General features: G+C 73.3%; 20 protein-coding genes and 1 pseudogene. 10 read left to right on the forward strand and 11 right to left on the reverse strand.

Going from position 1 to position 19401, the window contains the following annotated elements; all coding sequences use genetic code 11:
* Positions 1-594 (forward strand): annotated as a pseudogene (locus tag ACWCO3_RS15180) (hypothetical protein); the annotation flags it as partial.
* A 93-nt stretch (positions 595-687) separates the two neighbouring features.
* Here the strand turns inward: ACWCO3_RS15180 and ACWCO3_RS15185 are convergent.
* Together ACWCO3_RS15185 and ACWCO3_RS15190 are read right to left on the reverse strand one after the other, a co-directional pair.
* Positions 688-1233 carry a YciI family protein gene (locus tag ACWCO3_RS15185; protein ID WP_145781458.1) on the reverse strand — a complete coding sequence of 182 codons (546 nt, stop codon included), beginning with the start codon at positions 1231-1233 and terminating at the stop codon, positions 688-690.
* A 44-nt stretch (positions 1234-1277) separates the two neighbouring features.
* Positions 1278-2108: a class I SAM-dependent methyltransferase gene (locus ACWCO3_RS15190; RefSeq protein WP_450010429.1), complete on the reverse strand. Its 831-nt coding sequence runs from the start codon at positions 2106-2108 to the stop codon at positions 1278-1280.
* 184 nt (positions 2109-2292) lie between these two features.
* Between ACWCO3_RS15190 and ACWCO3_RS15195 the strand changes: the two genes are divergently transcribed.
* Both ACWCO3_RS15195 and ACWCO3_RS15200 read left to right on the forward strand, forming a co-directional pair.
* Positions 2293-5571, forward strand: coding sequence for an ATP-binding protein (locus ACWCO3_RS15195; protein WP_450010431.1), 3279 nt, complete (start codon positions 2293-2295; stop codon positions 5569-5571).
* Between the two features lie 113 nt (positions 5572-5684).
* Positions 5685-6353, forward strand: a complete 669-nt coding sequence (locus tag ACWCO3_RS15200) for a hemerythrin domain-containing protein (RefSeq protein WP_167524954.1) — start codon at positions 5685-5687, stop codon at positions 6351-6353.
* A gap of 119 nt (positions 6354-6472) precedes the next feature.
* Here the strand turns inward: ACWCO3_RS15200 and ACWCO3_RS15205 are convergent, their stop codons facing one another.
* The 5 genes from ACWCO3_RS15205 to ACWCO3_RS15225 all read right to left on the reverse strand — a co-directional run bounded on the left by ACWCO3_RS15205 (position 6473) and on the right by ACWCO3_RS15225 (position 9734).
* Positions 6473-7081, reverse strand: a complete 609-nt coding sequence (locus ACWCO3_RS15205; protein ID WP_145781452.1) for a hypothetical protein — start codon at positions 7079-7081, stop codon at positions 6473-6475.
* 92 nt (positions 7082-7173) lie between these two features.
* Positions 7174-7737, reverse strand: a complete 564-nt coding sequence (locus ACWCO3_RS15210; protein WP_145781449.1) for a dienelactone hydrolase family protein — start codon at positions 7735-7737, stop codon at positions 7174-7176.
* Positions 7738-7843: 106 nt separating this feature from the next.
* Positions 7844-8950: a nucleotide disphospho-sugar-binding domain-containing protein gene (locus tag ACWCO3_RS15215; protein ID WP_145781447.1), complete on the reverse strand. Its 1107-nt coding sequence runs from the start codon at positions 8948-8950 to the stop codon at positions 7844-7846.
* A gap of 62 nt (positions 8951-9012) precedes the next feature.
* On the reverse strand, positions 9013-9288 hold the full coding sequence (locus ACWCO3_RS15220) for a hypothetical protein (protein WP_450010448.1): 276 nt from the start codon (positions 9286-9288) through the stop codon (positions 9013-9015).
* On the reverse strand, positions 9285-9734 hold the full coding sequence (locus tag ACWCO3_RS15225) for a MarR family winged helix-turn-helix transcriptional regulator (RefSeq protein WP_278146187.1): 450 nt from the start codon (positions 9732-9734) through the stop codon (positions 9285-9287). The genes ACWCO3_RS15220 and ACWCO3_RS15225 overlap by 4 nt, the downstream gene beginning before the upstream one ends.
* 138 nt (positions 9735-9872) lie before the next feature.
* Here ACWCO3_RS15225 and ACWCO3_RS15230 point away from each other — a divergent pair, with 138 nt between their 5' ends.
* From ACWCO3_RS15230 to ACWCO3_RS15260, 7 genes are all read left to right on the forward strand, one after another.
* On the forward strand, positions 9873-11093 hold the full coding sequence (locus tag ACWCO3_RS15230) for an MFS transporter (protein ID WP_358163828.1): 1221 nt from the start codon (positions 9873-9875) through the stop codon (positions 11091-11093).
* A 207-nt stretch (positions 11094-11300) separates the two neighbouring features.
* Entirely contained in the window at positions 11301-11993 is a 693-nt protein-coding gene (locus tag ACWCO3_RS15235) for a class I SAM-dependent methyltransferase (RefSeq protein WP_450010436.1), read from the forward strand.
* 108 nt (positions 11994-12101) lie between these two features.
* Complete coding sequence (locus tag ACWCO3_RS15240) at positions 12102-12575, forward strand: fluoride efflux transporter FluC (protein WP_358163832.1); 474 nt, start codon at positions 12102-12104, stop codon at positions 12573-12575.
* A complete protein-coding gene (crcB, locus tag ACWCO3_RS15245; RefSeq protein WP_450010438.1) occupies positions 12575-12937 on the forward strand; it encodes a fluoride efflux transporter CrcB in 363 nt (120 codons plus the stop codon). Before ACWCO3_RS15240 ends, crcB begins: the two co-directional genes overlap by 1 nt.
* Before the next feature lie 87 nt (positions 12938-13024).
* Entirely contained in the window at positions 13025-13549 is a 525-nt protein-coding gene (locus ACWCO3_RS15250) for a PadR family transcriptional regulator (protein ID WP_145781434.1), read from the forward strand.
* A complete protein-coding gene (locus ACWCO3_RS15255; RefSeq protein ID WP_450010440.1) occupies positions 13546-14226 on the forward strand; it encodes an ABC transporter ATP-binding protein in 681 nt (226 codons plus the stop codon). The genes ACWCO3_RS15250 and ACWCO3_RS15255 overlap by 4 nt, the downstream gene beginning before the upstream one ends.
* Positions 14223-16379: an FtsX-like permease family protein gene (locus tag ACWCO3_RS15260; protein WP_450010442.1), complete on the forward strand. Its 2157-nt coding sequence runs from the start codon at positions 14223-14225 to the stop codon at positions 16377-16379. Before ACWCO3_RS15255 ends, ACWCO3_RS15260 begins: the two co-directional genes overlap by 4 nt.
* A gap of 3 nt (positions 16380-16382) precedes the next feature.
* Here ACWCO3_RS15260 and cobA read toward each other — a convergent pair whose 3' ends face one another.
* The 4 genes from cobA to ACWCO3_RS15280 form a co-directional block, all read right to left on the reverse strand.
* The gene (gene cobA / locus ACWCO3_RS15265) at positions 16383-18086 is read right to left on the reverse strand and encodes a uroporphyrinogen-III C-methyltransferase (RefSeq protein WP_450010444.1); all 1704 of its coding nucleotides are present in this window, start codon (positions 18084-18086) and stop codon (positions 16383-16385) included.
* Entirely contained in the window at positions 18083-18679 is a 597-nt protein-coding gene (locus ACWCO3_RS15270) for a precorrin-8X methylmutase (RefSeq protein ID WP_145781424.1), read from the reverse strand. Before ACWCO3_RS15270 ends, cobA begins: the two co-directional genes overlap by 4 nt.
* Positions 18676-18873 carry a DUF362 domain-containing protein gene (locus ACWCO3_RS15275; RefSeq protein ID WP_145781421.1) on the reverse strand — a complete coding sequence of 66 codons (198 nt, stop codon included), beginning with the start codon at positions 18871-18873 and terminating at the stop codon, positions 18676-18678. The genes ACWCO3_RS15270 and ACWCO3_RS15275 overlap by 4 nt, the downstream gene beginning before the upstream one ends.
* A partial coding sequence (locus tag ACWCO3_RS15280; protein WP_450010446.1) for an SAM-dependent methyltransferase occupies positions 18861-19401 on the reverse strand: 541 nt, incomplete at its 5' end. The genes ACWCO3_RS15280 and ACWCO3_RS15275, both read right to left, overlap by 13 nt.

Here is a 19401-nt window from a genome sequence, read left to right on the forward strand (position 1 = left end):
ACCTGGACGGAAGCCCTCGACGCCATCGACGAGGACCCGGACGCCGAGCCTGTGCACGTCGTCCGCTTCGGCGCCCAGGTCGACGCCCGCCCGGCTGGCGCCGGTCGTGCCGCCGCCAGCGGCAAGGCCGTACGGCGTGCCGAGGGCGTACCGCGGGCCGAGGTCGTGCCCCTCGAGGCCGTTCGTGCGCGGAACAGCCGGCTCGGCGCCGCCGTCGCGCCCACCAACCGCCTCGACGCCGTCTTCGCGGTGTCGCCCTCCGACGTGTCGCGCCACCGGCCCCGCAGCCCGACGGTGACCACCTCACCGGCCGCGTCCCCTCTCGGAACGGACCCGAGGCTGCGCCGACTCCGGGTCGTCGCGTCGACGGGCGGCGTGCCGCCGACCCGAGGGTCCACGACGACTACCCATGCGGGCGGGCATCGGGCGCCCGGCGCGGACCGGGCCTCGGCGTCGATCCGCGTCGTACCTGCCGTGCCGGGGTCAGCCGAACGCACCGCGCCTGCCGACGTCGGGAGCCCGCTCGGGGTGGTGCGCGCCCTGCCACGCCCTCCGGTGGCCCATTGGGCGGACGGCCTGGCCGCCTCGGCGTGAGGCCCCGTCTCAATGGTCGTCGGAGGCCGAGCACCGCCCTGTTGAGCTGCCACGCTCACGCCGGCCATCCCGCGCTAGTCGGCGGGAGCGAGGTCAGGTCGGTCGCCCACCGAACTGCCAGTCGTGCACCTCGACGTCGGCGTACCGGTCCACGGTCAGGATGGCGCGGGCCGCGTCCCGGGACGACGCCCGGAGTAGCGCGGCGGTGCCCAGCCACGTGCCGCCGTCGTCGGACAGCAGCGGCCCGTACGCGATCAGCTCGTCCGGGTCGGGTGGCACGGCCAGGTCGACGGCCTGCCCCTCCCCGAGACCGAGCACCAGGTACCTGTCACCGCCGGTCCGACCGCCCGGGAAGTCCCACATCGTGCGGCCCAGCGTGTTGCGCCACCGGCGCACCAGCACATCCCGGTAGACGCCGGCCTGGTAGTTGGGCTCGTCGAAGGCGAACGCCCGCGCGGCGGCCGAGTCGGGCAGATCGACGATGTGCACGCTGCCGGTGGCGGTGTCACCGGACAGAGTCGGGCCGCGAGCGATCATCTCCGTCGCGAACCGGTCCATGTAGGACCAGTGCTCGGCCAACAACTCGTCGCGTAACGCGCCCGAGCCGGGCCGGTCACGGTGGTAGCACAGGAATTCCATGCCGCACATTGTCGACGCCGGGCCCCATCCCCGCCGGACCGAGGTCAGCCGGGCGGTGCCAGGGGTACGGTCGCCGAGGCCAGCAGTGCCGCCGTGGGCAGCGCGAGCAGGCCGTCCGCGTCCCGGTAGGAAGCGGTCACCTCGTCGTACACGGCCCGGATGCGGGCCAGCACGTCCGGAGGTTGGGCGACCAGCACCAGGCCGGGCTTGCTGATGCCATTGGCGGGGCCGCTCCACCACGCCTCGGGGTCGGTGCGATGCGCCCAGGTGATCGTCTCGCACCGCACGTCGGCGAGACCCGCGGCGTCGAGCAACCCGCCGAGGCCATCCGGGGTACGGGGGAAGTCCCTGTCCACGTCCACCGTCGGCGCGGTCGGACGGTCGACCCCGGCGGCGTCGAAGACCCTCCCCCACAGGCTCTGCGCCTCGGGCGGCGGGTCGGGCCAGATCGTCACCGCGATCCGACCGGCCGGCCGGACGACCCGTCGGAGCTCGTCGACCGCCGCACGCGGATCACCCACGTGGTTGATCACGAAGTTCGCCACGGCTGCGTCGAAGGATCCGGAGGTAAACGGAAGGCGGGGCAGGGCCGCGAGTCGCACCTCCTCGGCCGACGGGACACGGCGGCGCGTCAACTCCACCATGCTCGGCTCGGCGTCGACGGCGACGACGACCGCGCCACGAGCGCTCGCCAACGCTGCCACGGTGCCGGAACCGGTGCCGGCGTCGAGCACGCGGGTGCCCGCACCGACGTCCACGGCGTCCAACAACGATGGCGCCGGATGGGCGCAGAGCGCGGCGAGGCTGCGGTCGTACGCGGCAGCCCGCCCGGACCAGTGCGACCGTACGTACTCGTCGTAGGCAGTCGTCGTCATCGCCCCACCCCGTCGACGGCGATCATGATGTCGGCGTCAGGATATCGAAGGAGGCACGTTCCGGACGGCCCGCGCACCGACGCGACACCGCGCAGGCCCCCGGTGAGCTGGTCGTCCGTTGTCCACCGGCAGCCGGTGAGCCCGTACGCGGGCGACTAGGATCGGCCCAGTCATGCTGCTACGGGTGCTCGGGCCGCTCGAGGTCGAGGTCGACACAGGCGGACCGGTCGACCTCGGTGGCCCCCGCCAACGCGCCGTGCTCGCGCTGCTGCTGGCGGCCCGAGGCGAGGTCGTCTCCGTCGGTCGGATGATCGAGGATCTGTGGCGGGGTGACCCCCCGCCACGGGCGATCGCCTCCCTGCAGGCGTACGTCTCGCACCTGCGCCGCCTGTTGGAACCGGCCCGCGAACGCCGGGCGCCGGCGCGGGTCCTGGTCACCGCCCCACCCGGCTACGCGATCCGGGTGCCCACCGACGCCGTCGACGCCAGTCGGTTCGAGGCGCTGCTCGCCGACGCACGCGCTGTCAACGCCGCCGACCCGGGCCGGGCACGCCGGCTGCTGGTCACCGGACTCGACCTGTGGCGCGGGCCCGCGTACGCCGAGTTCGTCGAGGAACCGTGGGCGCAGCCGGAGGTGCTGCGGTTGGAGGAGCTGCGCCTCGCCGCCCGGGAGCTGCTGCTCGACGTGACAGTGCGCGGTGGCGACGCGGCCGAGGCGGTGCCGGAGGCGGAGGTGCTGACCCGGCAGGCACCGCTGCGGGAGGAGAGTTGGCGGCTGCTGGCGCTGGCGTTGTGGCGTACCGGCCGGCAGGGCGACGCCCTCGCGGCGCTGCGTCGGGCCCGGGCGACGCTGGCCGACCAGCTCGGTCTGGATCCGGGCCCGGCCCTGGTCGAGCTGGAATCCGCGATCCTGGCCCAGCGTCTCGACCTGCTTCCGCCGGTGGTCGCGACGGCGGCACGGATCGTCGCCCCGCCACCGGCGACCGAGGAGGTGTTCGTCGGACGGGAGGCCGAACTGGCGGCTCTCGGGCAGGCGGCCGCCGAGTGCGTGACGAGCGGGCCGCGTGTCGCGATCGTCAGCGGCGAGGCCGGCGCGGGCAAGACGACGGTGCTCAGCCGGTTCCGGGAGGAACTCAGCTCGCGCGGCTGGCTGGTCGCCGTCGGCCGCTGCCCGGAGGTCGAGGGCGCGCCGCCGGCCTGGCCGTGGGTCGAGGCGCTGCGGCAGCTCGCCGAGGAGACGCCGCCGGGGGGTTTCGCGTCGGCGCTCGCCCCGCTGCTCGGCGGTAGCGACGGCGAGTCGGGTGGTGACGTCGCCGCCGGCCGGTTCCGGTTGCACCGCGCCGTCGGAGCGTGGTTGGACGCGACAGCGGTCCGCAGGCCGGTAGCTGTCGTCCTCGACGACCTGCACGCCGCCGACGCCGAAACGCTGCTCCTGCTGAACAGCGTCACCGAGCTGACCACCGGCGCCGTGCTGTTCGTCGCGGCGATGCGGCCCACTGACAACCGCGAGCGGCTCGCCGACACGATGGCCGTCCTGGCTCGTCGGTCACCCCACCGGATCCAGTTGGGGGGCCTGGCCACGGCCGAGGTCGAACGGCTGCTCGGCGCGCTGGCCCGGACCACCCTCGACTCGGACACGGTCGCCGCGCTGACCGAACGCACCGGCGGGAACCCGTTCTACGTCCGGGAGTCGGCGCGGCTGCTCGCCGCCGAGGGCACGCTCGTCGCCACCTCCGACGTGCCGGAGGGGGTACGCGACGTGTTGCGCCGCCGACTCGCCCGCCTGCCGTCGTCGGCGATCTCGGTGCTGCGTCTCGCCGCCACGCTGGGGCGGGAGGCGGACCTACCGACACTTGTCGACGCCGCCGACGTCGACGAGGCGTCCACCCTCGAAGCCGTGGAGGTCGGACTGACCGCCGGCCTGCTCACCGAACCGGTCCCCGGTCGGGTGCGCTTCGTGCACGGCCTGGTCCGCGACACCATCTACACCGACCTGTCCCACCTGCGCCGGACCCGCCTGCACGCCCGGGTCGCGGACGCCACCCGCCGACTGGCACCCGCTGACTACCCGTCGCTGGCCTACCACTACGCCCGCGCCGCGTCGGCCGACACCGCTCCGCTCGCCGTCGACTACGCCATCCGCGCCGCCGAGCTGGCCGAGCGGCGGTACGCGTACGACACCGCCATCGAGGTGCTCGGCAACGCGCTCGACGCCGCCGCGACGGTCGCCGGGGATCGGGACGCGCTGCGGGTCGACCTGCTCGGCCGGTTGTTGCGGGCCCAGGCTCGGGCCGGTGCGGTGGCCGCCGCCCGGGCGACCCGCGCCCGGGCGATCGACGTCGCCGCCGCGTCCGGTCGGGACGATCTGCTGGTCGCGGCCTTCACCGCGTGGACCGTCCCGACACCGTGGTTGACGCACGCGTACGGCGTGGTGGACCACCGGATCGTGGAGTTGCTCACCCGACTCCTGCGTACCGACGATCTGGACCCGGTCGCCCGCTGCCGACTGCTCGACGCGCTGGCCACCGAACTGGACGGCGAGGCGGACCCTCGGGGCGCGGCGTCCGGGCGGGAGGCTCTGGCGTTGTCGCGGCGACTGGGCGATCCCGAACTGCGCGCCCTCGGGCTGGCCGCGCGGGTCCGCACCATGAGCTACGAACGCGACGCGACGCACCGTCGGGAACTGGCCCTGGAGCTGCGTGACCTCGCCGACGACCACGGGCTGGTGACCTATCGCTCGGTCGCCGAACAGGTGCTCGGCCACTGCGCCGCGGCGCTCAACGAGCCGGACGAGCTCCGCGCCAGCGTCGCCCGACACGGCCGGCTAACCGGGACGTACCAGCTCAACGAGGCGCAGGTGATCCACCTGTGTGCCCTGGGCGCCCTCGCCCACGTCGCCGGTGACTTCGTCGCGGCGCGACGGCACTACGACGAGGTCGCCGTGCAGATGCGGCGGCAGGGTTCGCTGCACGCCGAGGCCTTCCACTACTTCTCCGTGGCGACCCTGCTGATCAGCCAGGGACGCATCGGCGAGCACGTGGAGGCCACCCGGCGGGTACGCGAGTCGTTGGGGCCGATCGTGGACGACCTGCTGGCGCTGGCGCTGATCGGGAGCGGACGGGTGTACGAGGCACGCGCCATGCCGCTCGGGCGGCACACGTACCGCCCCGACTACTTCGAGTCGGCGCTGCTCAGCGTGCGCGGGATGGTCATCGTGGCACTGGGTCGACGGGACCTCGCCCCACAGGTGATCGACGCCCTGCTGCCGGTACGCGACCAACTGGCCGGTTTCGCCACCACCGCGGCCGTGGTGCGCCCGGTCGCGTTGACGCTCGGGGAACTGTTCCAGCTGCTGGGACGCACCGAGGAGGCGACGCGGCACTTCACGCTGGCGGCCGGGGTGGCCCGCCGGTGGGAGTCGCCGCACTGGCTGGCCGCGGCCACGGCGGCGCTGGCCGGCTGACCGTCGCGGTTGGTGGATTCCAAGCCGGTTCCAAGTGGCACCGAGAATGATCAACAGATCTGTGCCAGTTGATCCTCGGAAAGGTCACCGTGAACCAGAACCACCGCGAAGCCATGGCGGACGTGCGCGACATGTACATGGCCCACACGACGTTCCGTCGCGAGTTCAGCCTGCTGCCGCAGCTCGTCCGCGACGTCACACCAGGTGACGCCAAGCGAGCGGAGACCGTCGGCGCCCACGCCGAGCTGCTCTGCCACATGCTGCACCTGCACCACGAGGGCGAGGATCTGCTGCTGTGGCCGCGGCTCGTCGAGCGCGGCGGGGAGGCGGCCGCGGCCATCGTGCCCACCATGGAGAAGCAACACCACGCCATCGAGGAGGCCCACGGGGCAGCGGTCGCCCTGCTGCCCGCCTGGCGTCGTACCGGTCGCGGCGGTGACCAGCTCGCTGACGCGTTCGAGCACCTCCGCGTGGCGCTGATCGAGCACATGGCCATGGAGGAGGCCGAGATCCTGCCCCTGGCGGAACGGCACGTCACGGCCGCGGAGTGGATGCAGCTCGGCGAGCACGGGATGAGCAAGTCCCCGAAGAAGCAGCTGCCACTGGCCTTCGGCCTGGCCATGTACGAGGGCGACCCCGAGGTGATCAAGGCGGTGCTGGCGCACGCCCCGCTGCCGGCCCGCCTGCTCATGCCGATCATCGGACCCCGACTGTTCGCCAGCCACGCCAAGCGTGTGCACGGCACTGCCACTCCCCCGCGCATCGGCGCCGGGGCCCGCTGAGCGAGGCCGACAACCGACCCGACAGGCCCGACGATCCGACCCGACGTCGGGCCTGCCGGGCTCGGGTACCCCGTGAGGGCGGCGCTGTCGCACATCGCGCGGGAGCCCGGCCCCGGGCCTCATCGTTGCGGCGGGATCGCGGCCTCGTCGCCCACCGGGACGGCCGTCCCGGCGAGGGCGTCGCGGTCCAGACGGCCGCCTGCCCCGGCACGGGAGCGCGACGGCCGCCACCGGGATGTGGGCGTGCGCAGGAGGGGATGGGCCTGCGGTACGCCGGCGCGAATCTGCTGCTGGAGCAGGTGGAGCGTCGGCCACCACTCGGGGTGACTCGCCACCACCTCGTCGAGGATCGGGCTCTGCCGCAGCATCTCGGCCGGCCAGTGATGCCACGAGTGGGCGAAGTCGAAGGCGGGCAGCAGCGAGGCCATCTGAAGATTGCACTCGAGCACGTCGCCGAGGAGTTCCGCGAAGATCAACACCTTCGGCCGCTCCGCGTCGTCCGGCGCGCAGGGCTTCCCGTCGAAGAAGTACGGCCGCGCCGACGGGTCCTGGAGCAGGCGTTCGTGCCAGGAACGGATGAGGTTGTTGACCTCGACGAGCGCGCTGGCCGAGCCGATGCCGTTGTTGATCCGGCTCTGCCTCGCCACCTCTCGGGTCTGCAGCGCGGAGAAGCACAGCGATATCGCGACCAGCATCAGACCGATGACGTTCAGGACCGTCTCGTTCACGCCTGTGCCCTTCGAGGAGGGGAGCCTGTCCTCAGGCTAGGCAGGCGCGGCAACCATCGACGGTCGTGCTGCTCCGCGGGCCCTGATGCTCACTAGGCTGCCAGGAAGGCCAGCACCCTGGGCCAGGTCGCCGTGCTGGCGTCCGGGGAGTACTCGCCGGCTTCCGGGTCGGTGAACAGGTGACCCACGCCGGGGTAACGGAAGACCGTCAGGTCGGCGCCGGCGTCGGTCATCGCCTGCTGCCACTCGTCGACCTCGTCCGGAGTGTCGTACGGGTCGGGGTGGGCGAGGTGCAGCTGCACCGGCAACCCGGGCCGGACCGCGTCCGGCGCGCCGCCGGTGCCGTGCAGCAGGAGCAGCCCGCCCGCGTCGGGTCGCTCGGCCAGCAGCGCCCCGGCCACGCCGGCGCCCATCGAGAAGCCGGCGAGAACCGTCTCGGGTGGCAGGTCGTTCAGCGCGTGCCGGGCCCGGTCGAGCACCACCTCCTGACCGACCTTGTCGAGCAGCGCGAAGCCCTCCTCGACGGTGTCGACGGCCGGAACGCCGTACAGATCAGGGGTGCTGACCTGGTGCCCGGCGGCGCGCAACCGGTCGGCGGCGGCGCGTACGGCGGGCCGCAGCCCGTACACGGAGTGGAACAGCACGACGTGTCGCATCACGTCATCCTGCCGCAACCGGCCGCCTACGAAGGGTGGCCACGCGGGGCGGAGGTCAGACCAACGCCGCCAAGCACACGCCCGGGCTAGCCACGCGGGGCAGCGGTCAGACCAACGCCGCCAGTCGCGCGACGAGGTCGGTCGGCGGCGGCATCGCGGCGATCTCCCGGCTCACCTGACCGGCGGCGGTGCGCAGCGCGTCGTCGGTGAGCAGGCGGGTCAGCGCCTGGGCGGTGATGTCCCGGGGGCGCAGCGCCAGACCGGCGCCGCGACGGGCGACCAGCTCGGCGTTGTGCCGCCGGTCCCCCGGACCGACGGTGGCGAGCTGGGGCAGACCTGCGACGAGGGCGCCGAAGACGCTGCCCGCCCCACCGTGGTGGACCAGCGCAGCGCTCGCCGGCATCGCCGCGTCCAGCGGGATCCAGTCGACCACCCGCACGTTGCCGGGCAGCGAACGGGTCGACCGCTCGTCCGGTCGGACCAGCACGATCTCGGCGTCCACCTGAGCGGCGGCGGCCACCACGGCGGGCATCGGCCCCCGGTCGCCCGGGCCGGTCAGGGTGCTGCGGGTGACCAGGATCCGCTGACGCTCGCCCGGCTCGCGCAGCCAGGCCGGCAGCTCGCCGCCGCCGATGTAGGAGTCGTACCGCATCGGCCACCCGGCCTGGGTGGCGACGCTGGGAGGGGCCACGGCGAGGGCGGCGGCAGGTGGCGGCAGTTCGGTCAGACCGTGCCGGCGCAGTGCGGCGCCGAGCCGGGCGGTGGTCGCGCGGACCAGGTCGCGGCCGTCGAAGAGGGCGTTCTCCTGGCGTACGGCCGGCACGTCGAGGCGCGCGGCGGCCACCGCGCCGGCGACCGCGAACGGCTCGTGCAGCACCAGGTCCGGCCGCCAGCGGGCGGCCAGTGCTACCACCGGGTCGGTGAGCTGGTCGTTGAGCGCGCCGAAGAGCAGGCCGGCGCCCCGGGTGCCGGCGGTGCCGGCCATTTCGGCGCGGGCGATCAGCGGGTGGCGGGGGAAGACGCGCAGCGCGATCCGCCCGAAGTCGAAGCTCGGTGCGATGTCGTGAACGGCCAGCCCGGCGTCGGCGGCGGTCAGACCACCGCCGCCGGTGGCCAGCAGCACGTCGTGGCCGGCGTCGCGCAGCGCGACCGCGAGCGGCACCAGCGGGAAGACGTGCCCGACGAGCGGGGCGGAGACCACCAGCACGCGCATGGGTCGCATCCTATGTCTCCACCGACGTCGGGGCGGGCCCCCGAAACCCCGGTCCGGACGGATCAGAGCAGCCGCCCCACGTCCGGGGCAGCTCTACAGGGGACAGCACCGGCCGACCGGGGTGGCCAGCGGTCAGCGGGCCGCCGGTCGTTGGTCGTTGGTCGTTGGTCGACGATGCGGCGCATCTTGCCCATCGACCGCTCCACCGCCTCTGGGGCGAGGACGTCGACGGCAACGCTCACCCCGATGGTGTTCTTCACCAGCTCGGCGAGCGTCGCGCCGGCCCGCTCAGCCGCGTCCGCGGCGACCTCCGCCCGCCAGGCTGACGCGGCGGTCAGCGGGCGGCGGGCAGCCGGTGCAGGGCGTCGACCAGCGGGGCCAGCTCGGGGGTGGCCTCCGCTTCGGCGAGCGCGTCGCCGAGCACCCGGTCGTGCGTGGGCCGGGCCTGGCCGAGCAGCTCGGAGCCGGCCGGGGTCAGCTCGGTGTAGATGCCGCGCCGGTCGTCGGCGCAGAGGATGCGGGTGAGCAGACCGCGTTGCTCCAGGCGGGTGACCAGGCGGGTGGTGGCGCTGCCGGACAGGGCGGCGGCGCGGGCGAGCTGACTCATCCGCATGTGCCAACCGTGCTGACGCGAGAGTGCGTCGAGGACCGTGTATTCGACGACGGACAGCTCGTGACCGGCCTGCAACGCCCGCTCCAGGGAGGCCTCGATCAGCCCGTGCAGGGCGGCGAGGGTGCGCCAACCCTGCGCGCGGATCTCGACGGCGTCGTCGGCGATGCCCATGCCGGCCCCTCCTCGGGTGTGATCTGGACGGCCCCAGGCTACCACGCTTGCGCCGATATAAAGCGCGTGCAAGTATTTTCTTGCTGACGCGGGTAGTTGCACGCGCCGTCCATCTGACCCCTCCCCGATGGGAAGACCATGTCCGTACGCCAACAGTCCCTGCCGCCTGGCCTGATCGCGCTGGCCATCGGCGCCTTCGGCATCGGACTCACCGAATTCGTGATCATGGGCCTACTGCCCGAGGTGGCCGCCGACTTCGCGGTCACCGAGCCGGTGGCCGGCTGGCTGATCTCCGGCTACGCGCTCAGCGTGGCCGTCGGCGGGGTCGCCCTCACCGCGGCGGTCACCCGGCTGCCCCGCAAGCCGGTGCTGCTCGGCCTGATGGTGCTCTTCATCATCGGCAATCTGCTCTCCGCCCTCGCCGGCGACTACGCCGTGATGATGGCCGGCCGGATCGTCGCCGCCCTCTGCCACGGCGCGTTCTTCGGCATCGGCGCCGTGGTGGCTGCCGGCCTGGTCGCACCGGCCCGCCGGGCGGGCGCCATCGCCATGATGTTCGCCGGCCTGACCATCGCTAACGTCCTCGGCGTCCCCTTCGGCACCTTCCTGGGGCAGCACTTCGGCTGGCGGTCGACGTTCTGGGCGATCACCGCGATCGGCGTCGTCGCGCTGATCGGGCTGGCCCTGCTCATCCCGGCTCGCGACACCGCCAGCGCCGATCGTCCGGCCGCCGGGCTACGCGGCGAACTGCGCGCCTTCACCCATTCGCAGGTCTGGCTCTCCCTGGTGATCACGGTCCTGGGCTTCGGCGGGATGTTCGGCGCGTTCACCTACATCGCCTACACGCTGACCGAGGTCAGCGGCTTCGCCAGCAGCACGGTGCCGTGGCTGCTCGTCCTCTTCGGAGTGGGACTCTTCGCCGGCAACCTGCTCGGCGGCCGGGCAGCCGACCGGTCTCTGTCGCGCACCCTGGTCACCGTCCTGGCGGTGCTCACCGTCGTGCTCGTCGGTTTCGCGCTGACCGCCACCAGCACGGTGTTGACCATCGTCTCGCTGGTGCTGATGGGCGGGTTCGGCTTCGCCACGGTGCCGCCGTTGCAGATGCGGATCATGCACTACGCGCACCAGGCACCGACCCTGGCGTCCGGCGCGAACATCGCCGCGTTCAACCTCGGCAACGCGCTGGGCGCCTGGATCGGCGGGGTGACCATCGCCGCCGGACTCGGCTACACCTCGCCGATCTGGGCCGGCGCCGCGCTCACACTGGCCGGGCTGGGCGTCCTCCTCGGGGCGCTGCGCCTGGCCCGCCGCAGCGAGCCGACGACGGCCGAAGCGGACCTGGTCGAAACGGCGGCCTGAGCCGCCGACAGGAGTACGCCGGGCCGGGCGGATGCCCGACCCGGCGTCACCCTGATCATCGCCCCGCCATCATCTCGCAGTTGCAAGTTATGTGCAACAAGGTCTGGACAACGCCGATGCGACGTAACTAGCCTTCCTTCCATGAGTCCTTACATCACGGATCCGTGGGCGTGGCAGGAGAGCTGAGACCGCCAGCAGGAGGCGTTCATGCCGGACCGGGAACACCGGTTCACCGCCATGCTCGACACCGTCGACGCGATCCTCGACGGTCAGCCACCGCGCGTGCTCGACCTGGCCGGTGGCACCGGCAGCATCTCGCTGCGCACACTGGCGCGCTTCCCCGACGCGGAGGCGACACTGCTGGACCTCGACCCGGCACTGCTCGCCATCGCCCGCGCCTCACTGGGTGACCGGGCCACCATCGTCACGGCCGACCTCGGCACCCCGGACTGGCGCTCCGCGCTCCCCCACCGCGAGTACGACGCCGTACTCACCGCCACCGCTCTGCACTGGGTGCCAGCCGACCGACTCGGTCAGCTCTACGCCGAGCTGCGCGACGTGCTGCGACCGGGCGGTGTCTTCGCCAACGCCGACCACATGCCGGACGACGGCCTGCCGGAGCTGACCAAGCGGCTGATGGACCGGGCCCGGAACCGGCGCAACGCCCGGTACGCGGCCGGCACGATGCTGTCCTGGTCGGACTGGTGGGATCGGGCCGGCGCGGATCCGGCGCTGTCCCCGTTGGTGCGCCAGCGACAGGACATCTACCCGACCGGGCACAGCCCGGAGTGGAACCCGCCGGTCTCCTGGCACCTCGCCGCGCTCACCGCCGCCGGGTTCAGCGAGGTCGGCACGGTGTGGCGGGGCGGCCCGGACGCCGCCGTCGCAGCAGTTCGCTGACACCACCGTCGGGGCGCGCGCCGACGCCGCAGGTGGCGGCAGCGCAGCCGGGCCGCAGGTGGCGGCAGCGCACTCGGGCCGCAGGTGGCGGCACTACGCTGGGGACCCGTGGCAGAGCCGCTGGACCCGCGTACCGACCCCGACGTCGACCTCCGGGTCCCCGCCGACCGGGGTGAGCTGACCGCGCACCCCGCGACGGTCCTGGCCGCCATCGCGGTCGGCGGGGTGCTCGGCGCGCTGGCCCGGGCCGGCCTGCAGCACGCCGCACCGCACTCCCCCACAGGGTTTCCGTGGGCGACCTTCGGCATCAACACGTCCGGCTGTCTCCTGATCGGCGCGCTGATGGCGGTGCTCGGACGCCTCGACGGCGGGCATCCCCTGGCTCGCCCGTTCCTCGGGGTCGGAGTGCTCGGCGGGTTCACCACGTTCTCCACCTACACGGTCGACATCCAGCAGGCGCTGGTCGCTGGCGCTCCGGGCACCGCGCTGGTCTACCTGGCCGCGACGCTGCTCGGGGCGCTCGCCGCGGTGGGTCTGGGCGACGCCGTGACCACCCGGGTGCTGCGACGGAGGGCGGCCTGATGACCGTCCTGCTCATCGCCCTGGGCGCGGCCGTCGGCGCTCCGTTGCGCTACCTCACCGACCGGGCCGTGCAGTCCCGGCACGACTCGGCGTTCCCTTGGGGCACGCTGACCGTCAACGTGATCGGGTCGCTGTTGCTCGGCGCGCTCGTCGGGTGGCCGGTCGGCCCGGCTGTCACCGCGGCGCTCGGCACCGGGTTCTGCGGCGCGCTGACCACCTACTCCACCTTCAGCTACGAGACGCTACGACTCGTCCGGAGCGGCAACCGGCTCCTCGCGATCGCCTACGTGCTGGGCAGCGTCGCTGCCGGGCTCGTTGCCGCCACCGCCGGCTATGCCGTGGCCCGCGCCCTGACGAACTGACCCAGCCATCGCTCCCCTGACCAGGAGCCGAGCGACAACGCCCTGAGGGTATATACGCGAGGTATACCCTCGGTGTAGTCTCCTGGCATGAGCGTGCCACTGACCCTCCTCGGCCTCCTCGAACGAGAGCCCAGCCACGGGTACGACCTGAAACGCGACTACGACGCCTTCTTCGGGCGCGGCAAGCCGCTGCCGTTCGGCCAGGTCTACTCCACCCTCAGCCGACTGGCCCGGGACGGCAAGGTGGTGATCAGCGACGTCGCCCCCGGCGCCGGCCCCGACCGCAAGCGCTACATCATCACCGACGTCGGCGCGACCGAAGTCGAGCAGTGGCTGACCCAGCCGGTCGACCCGGAACCGCACCTGCAGACGGTGCTCTTCGCCAAGGTCGTGCTCGCGCTGATGCTCGACCGTCCGGCCGCCGAATACCTCGACACCCAGCGCAGCGCGCACCTGCACCGGATGCGTGAGCTCACCGAGATCAAGCGCGCCGGCAGCCTTGTCGACGCGCTGCTCGCCGACCACGGCCTCTACCACCTGGAGGCGGATCTCCGATGGATCGAGATGACCGGCGCCCGGCTGGACGCCCTACGGAAAGAGGTGCGGCCGTGAGCGTCGTCATCGAAGCGCGCACCGTGGAGTTCTCCTTCGGCCAGACCCCCGCCCTGCGCGGCGCCAGCGTGGCCGTGGAGGCGGGCGAGATCCTCGCCGTGATGGGCCCCAGCGGCTCGGGCAAGTCCACCCTGTTGCACTGCCTGGCCGGCATCCTGGTCCCCGACGCCGGCGAGATCCTCTTCGACGGGGCCTCGGTGCACTCCATGACCGAGACCGAACGCAGCAGCCTGCGCCGGGACCGGTTCGGTTTCGTGTTCCAGTTCGGTCAGCTCGTCCCCGAGCTCACCGCTGTGGAGAACGTCGCGCTGCCGCTGCTACTTAGCGGCGTGGGCCGAAAGCAGGCGCTGTCGAAGGCGTACGCCTGGTTCGCGCGCCTTGGCCTGGACGGGTTGGAACAGCGCCGCTCGGGTGAACTGTCAGGCGGGCAGGCGCAGCGCGTCGCCCTCGCCCGCGGCCTGGTCGCCGAGCCGCGGGTGCTCTTTGCCGACGAACCGACCGGAGCGCTCGACTCGCTCACCGGCGAGCAGGTCATGGACCTGTTGGTCGGCGTCGCCCGCGAACAGGGCACCACCGTCATCCTGGTGACCCACGAGGCCAGGATCGCCGCGTACGCCGACCGCGAGGTCATGGTCCGCGACGGGCGCGTGAACGCGCCGGACCGGATCGCCTCGTGATCGGCTTCGGGCTCCGCCTCGCCGTGGCCGGCGGCCGTGAGGCGCTCACCCGCCTGCTCGTCATCGCCGCCGCCGTCGCGGTCGGCAGCGGACTGCTGCTGACCACCCTCGCCGGGGTCAACGCGGTCAACGCCCAGCTCACCCGGTACGCGTCGATCTACCCCAACGCCTCGACGGCTGGCGACGTCGACCCGCTGTGGTGGTCGACCCGGGACGACTACTTCCACGGCACACAGATCATCCGTATCGACGTCGCGGCGACCGGGCCGAACGCGGACACCCCGGCCGGCATCCCGAGCACTCCCGGCCCCGGGGAGTTCTACGCCTCACCCGCGCTGCGGGAACTGTTCGCCGCGCACCCGGCCGACCAGCTCAACGACCGCTACCCGGGCCGTGACCTCGGTGCCGTCGGCCCGGCCGGGCTGACCTCACCGGACACCCTGCTCGCCATCGTGGGCGGCACCCCGGAGAACGTCGGCAAGCTGCCCAACGCCCGGCAGGTCGGCAGCGTCGGCGACACTCCCGCACTCCCCGAGACCACTGTGAACCTCATCCTGGGCGTGATCGCCGGCGGGCTGCTGTTCCCGGTGCTGATCTTCATCGGCACGGCCACCCGGCTCAGCGCCGCTCGGCGGGAGCAACGATTCGCCGCCATGCGCCTGGTCGGCGCGACGCCCCGACAGATCTCGACCGTCGCCGCCGTGGAGGCGACCGCCGCGGCCGTCGTCGGCACCGCCGTGGGCTTCGGCCTGTTCTACGCGTTCCGGGGGCCACTCGCCGGCATCCCGTTCACCGGCATGCCGTTCTTCCCCAGTGACATGTCCCTGGGCCTGCTGGACGTCCTGCTCGTCGCCCTCGGCGTACCGGCCGGCGCGGCGGTGGCGGCCCAGGTCTCGCTGCGCCGCGTACGGATCTCGCCGCTGGGCGTCACCCGTCGGGTCACCCCCGGGGCACCGCGCGCGTACCGGCTGATCCCGGCCCTGCTCGGCGTCGCCGTGCTTGTCTTCGCGCTCGGCTTCCGGCCCGAGACGTCCGACGGCCAGACGGCGGTGTTCCTGCCCGGGTTGCTGCTCATCATGGCCGGCCTGGTCTTCGCCGGCCCATGGTTGACGATGGTCGGCGCGCGGGTGATGGCCCGGTACGCCAACCGCCCGGCCACGCTCATCGCCGCGCGCCGCCTCGCCGACAACCCGAAGGCTGGCTTCCGGGCGATCAGCGGCATCATGCTCGCGCTCTTCGTGACGAGCGTGGCCGTCGGCGTGATCACCACGATCATCGCCAACCGCGGCCCGGCGCCGGTCGGCTCGACCGACGCGGGCACGGTGACCACGGTCTTCGACGAGAAGGCAGCGTCGGTGCCCGACACGCTCTTCACCGACCTGCACGCGATCACCGGTGTGCGGTCCGCGACCGCCATCCGCGAGAACCCGAACCTCATGAACGGCGGCGAGACCGGAGTGATCGCGTGCGCCGACCTGCCGAGCACGTACGGCCGGTGCAGCGAGGGGGCGAGCGTCATCGAGGTGCCGATGGGGCTCAGCCGCTGGCGGGAGTCGGCGTCGTCCGCGACGGTCTGGCCCGCCGCGTCGCTCACCCTCGACGAACTCCAGCGGCTGCCGGTGGTGTCGATTGTCGTCGGCACGGACGGCTCCGCCGCCGCCATCGAGCGCACCCGCACCGTGCTGGAGGTCGCCTTCCCGACGTTCTGGGTGGGGCCGAACGTTCCCGGCGACTTCGAGTCGGACTTCGCGAACACGCTGCGCGGCTGGGAACAACTGGCGAACGTGATCATCATCGCCAGCCTGGCGCTCGGCGGGTGCAGTCTCGCGGTCAGCGTCATCGGCGGTCTCACCGAACGCCGACGCCCGTTCAGCCTGCTGCGTCTCAGCGGCGCGCCGGTGCGGGTCCTGCGCCGGGTGGTGGCGTTGGAGAGCGCCGTGCCGATGCTCGCCGTCGCCGCCGTCGCCATCGGGATGGGCCTCCTCGCCGCCCACCTGTTCCTGCGGGCACAGATGGGCTACACGCTGATCGCGCCGGAGCCACGCTTCTACGTGATCGTCGTCGTCGGGCTGGCCGCCTGCCTGGGTGTCATCGCCTCCACACTGCCGCTGCTGGAACGCATCACCGGCCCGGAGACCGCCCGCAGCGAGTAGTCGTCATCCCGTCGGCCCGGTGGTGGTGAGGGCGACCACCGGGCCGAGGACGAAGACGGCGGGCGGGCCGACGCCCTCCCGGGCGGCGACGGCACCGATCTCGTCCAGCCGGGCGGGCACCGACAGTTGGTCGGGTAGCCCGGCGTCCTGGACGGCGAGCACCGGGGTCTCCGGGGCGCGGCCGTGCTCGATCAGCACAGCCGCGATCTTGGCGATGGTGTCGACGGCCATCAGCAGGACGACGGTGCCCCGGGCGCGGGCCAGCGCCGCCCAGTCCACGAGCGAGTCGGGGTGCCCGGGCGGCAGGTGTCCGGACACGACGGTGAGGTCGTGCGCCACCCCCCGGTGGGTGACCGGCACACCGGCGAGGGCCGGAGCGGCGATCGCGCTGCTCACCCCGGGCACGACCGTCACCGGCACCCCGGCCGCCTCGCAGGCCTGCACCTCCTCGTGACCGCGCCCGAAGACGTACGGGTCGCCGCCCTTGAGGCGTACCACCTGGCGGCCGGCCTTGGCGTGCGACACCAGCGCCGCGTTGATGGCCTCCTGGGCCATCGACGGACCACGGGGCACCTTGGCGGCGTCGACCACCAGCACGTCGGGGCGCAGCCCGGCGAGCAGCCCCTGCGGGGCCAACCGGTCGACCACCACGACGTCCGCCGCGTCGAGCAGTGCCCTCCCGCGTACCGTGATCAGGTCGTCGGGCCCCGGCCCGCCGCCGACCACAGCGACCGCCCCGTGCTCGTGCCCGTAGTGGTCATGGTGGTGGTGGTCGTGCCCGTGGTGATGGTGGTGACCGACCGGGTCGTCGGGGTGGTCGTGCGGGCGTTGCGGGCGACCGACCTTGTCGGCGAAGCCGGGCATCAACACCCGGTACGCGCAGGTGTCGCAGTTCATCCGGATGTCGCCGCCCAGCGCCTCGGCGTAGCGCTCCCGTACCAGGTCGGCGAGGGCGTCGCAGTCGCCGATCACCTCGGCCACCCGCACGTCGAGGTCGCTGTGGGCGGCGGCGAACTCGGCCGACTGGGCGACGATGCGGTCCGGCAGCACCCCGGCGAACAGGAAGTACGGTGCGACGACGATCCGCCGTGCGCCGAGGCGGCGCAGCCGTTCCAGCACCGCCGGGACCGACGGCTGGGCGAGGGAGATGAACCCCGGCTCGACACCGGCGTAGCCGCGTCCCTCCCAGAGCAGACGGGCGACCTTGGCGACCTCGGCGTTGGCGTCCGGGTCGGTGGACCCCCGCCCGATCAACGCGACCCACGTGCCGGCCCGGTCGGCACCCGCCGGCTCAGTGCCGGCCCGGTCGGCACCCGCCGGCTCAGTGCCGGCTTGACCGGCACCCGCCAGCGCGGCGTCGATGCGTTCTTCGAGGGCGGTGTGCAGCAGCGGGTGCGGGCCGAGCGGGCGGCCGTAGCGGTAGGTCAACCCGGGGTGGCGTTCCTGCTCCCGGGCCATCGCGGCGGGGATGTCGCCCTTGCCGTGTCCAGCGCCGGTGAGTACCAGCGGCAGGGCCACCAGCGCGCGGTGCCCGCGCGCGACGAGCGCGCCGACCGCGTCGGTCAGCGGTGGGCGGGACAGCTCGATGAAGCCACCCTCGACGTCCCCGATGTCGCCGCGACGGCGGACCCGCTCGACGAGCGCGGCGAACTGGTCGACCCCGGCCGTGCTGCGCGTACCGTGCCCGACGATGACCAATCCGGTCATGACTTCTCCTCGACGTAGAGCAGGGCGTTGAGGGCGGCGGCGGCGACCGCCGAACCACCCTTCTCGCCCACGTTGGACACCCCGGGCAGGCCACTGGCCCGGAGCGCCGCCTTCGACTCGGCGGCGCCCACGAAACCGACCGGAAGGCCGACGACCAGCGCCGGAGCGGCGTCCAGTGTGAGTAGTTCGACAAGTGCTGTCGGCGCGCAGCCGACCACCCAGACCGCGCCGGGGCCGACCCGGTCCAGGGCGATCCGCACGGCCGCCGCCGAGCGGGTGATCCCGGCCGACCGGCCCAGCTCGGCGGCGGCCGGCTCGGCGACCGGGCAGACCAGTTCCAGGCCGGCTCGGGTGATGCCGGCGGCGACCATCGCCACGTCGGTGACCACCGGCGCTCCGGCGCGTAGCGCGGCCAGGCCAGATTCGAGGGCGGCCTCGTCGCAGACAAGCTCGTCGACGTACGCGAGGTCGGCGCTGGCGTGCACCACCCGCTCGGTCACCGCCCGGGTCAGCGGAGGCAGGTGCGACAGGTCGACGCGCTCGCGCAGGATGCGGTACGACTCGACCTCGATCGGGTGCACGACCCGGCTCATCGGGCTCCTTCGGAAGGGTCGGACGCGGCGACGCTGATCGCGTCGACGGGGCAGATCTCCAGGCATTCCAGGCAGCCGGTGCAACGGTCGGCGCGGACCGTGAGGCCGCCGGGGACGGGTCGGATGGCGTGGGTGGGGCAGGTGAGCAGGCATGCGCCGCAGCCCTGGCACGCGTCGATCGTCACGACCGCCATCGGTACCCCCGTGGTGTGACCATCCGGCCGGCGACCAGCCTGGTGTCGCTGTTGCCGACCACGACGACGCTGTACATGTCGACCACCGCCGGGTCGAGGGTGGCCACTGTCGCCAGGTGCACCTGCTCGCCGGGGCGGCTGGCGTTGCGCACCACACCGACCGGGGTGTCCAGTGGCCGGTGCGCGGCGAGGATGCCGAGCGCCTTGCCGAGCTGCCAGTCCCGGGCCCGGCTGCGCGGGTTGTAGAACACCGTCACGAAGTCACCCTCGGCGGCGGCGGTCACCCGTCGCTCGATGACCTCCCACGGGGTGTGCAGGTCGGAGAGGCTCACGTAGGCGTGGTCGTGGCCGAGCGGCGCGCCGAGCAACGCGCCGGCGGCGAGGGCGGCGGTCACCCCGGGCACGCCCACCACGTCGATCCGCTCGTCGGCGTACTCCAGGGCAGGGCTGGCCATCGCGTACACCCCGGCGTCGCCGGACCCGACCAGCGCGACCGCCGACGCGCTGGTCTCCGACGTGTCCGGGGTG

Source organism: Micromonospora sp. NPDC002411 (genome assembly GCF_053592955.1).

Bases quoted from the DNA above. Each gene is read 5' to 3' on its own strand.
- ACWCO3_RS15185 (WP_145781458.1), bottom strand. From the start codon at position 1,233: ATGGAATTCCTGTGCTACCACCGTGACCGGCCCGGCTCGGGCGCGTTA.
- ACWCO3_RS15190 (WP_450010429.1), bottom strand. From the start codon at position 2,108: ATGACGACGACTGCCTACGACGAGTACGTACGGTCGCACTGGTCCGGG.
- ACWCO3_RS15200 (WP_167524954.1), top strand. From the start codon at position 5,685: ATGGCGGACGTGCGCGACATGTACATGGCCCACACGACGTTCCGTCGC.
- ACWCO3_RS15210 (WP_145781449.1), bottom strand. From the start codon at position 7,737: ATGCGACACGTCGTGCTGTTCCACTCCGTGTACGGGCTGCGGCCCGCC.
- ACWCO3_RS15215 (WP_145781447.1), bottom strand. From the start codon at position 8,950: ATGCGCGTGCTGGTGGTCTCCGCCCCGCTCGTCGGGCACGTCTTCCCG.
- ACWCO3_RS15225 (WP_278146187.1), bottom strand. From the start codon at position 9,734: ATGGGCATCGCCGACGACGCCGTCGAGATCCGCGCGCAGGGTTGGCGC.
- ACWCO3_RS15230 (WP_358163828.1), top strand. From the start codon at position 9,873: ATGTCCGTACGCCAACAGTCCCTGCCGCCTGGCCTGATCGCGCTGGCC.
- ACWCO3_RS15235 (WP_450010436.1), top strand. From the start codon at position 11,301: ATGCCGGACCGGGAACACCGGTTCACCGCCATGCTCGACACCGTCGAC.
- crcB (WP_450010438.1), top strand. From the start codon at position 12,575: ATGACCGTCCTGCTCATCGCCCTGGGCGCGGCCGTCGGCGCTCCGTTG.
- ACWCO3_RS15250 (WP_145781434.1), top strand. From the start codon at position 13,025: ATGAGCGTGCCACTGACCCTCCTCGGCCTCCTCGAACGAGAGCCCAGC.
- cobA (WP_450010444.1), bottom strand. From the start codon at position 18,086: ATGACCGGATTGGTCATCGTCGGGCACGGTACGCGCAGCACGGCCGGG.
- ACWCO3_RS15270 (WP_145781424.1), bottom strand. From the start codon at position 18,679: ATGAGCCGGGTCGTGCACCCGATCGAGGTCGAGTCGTACCGCATCCTG.
- ACWCO3_RS15275 (WP_145781421.1), bottom strand. From the start codon at position 18,873: ATGGCGGTCGTGACGATCGACGCGTGCCAGGGCTGCGGCGCATGCCTG.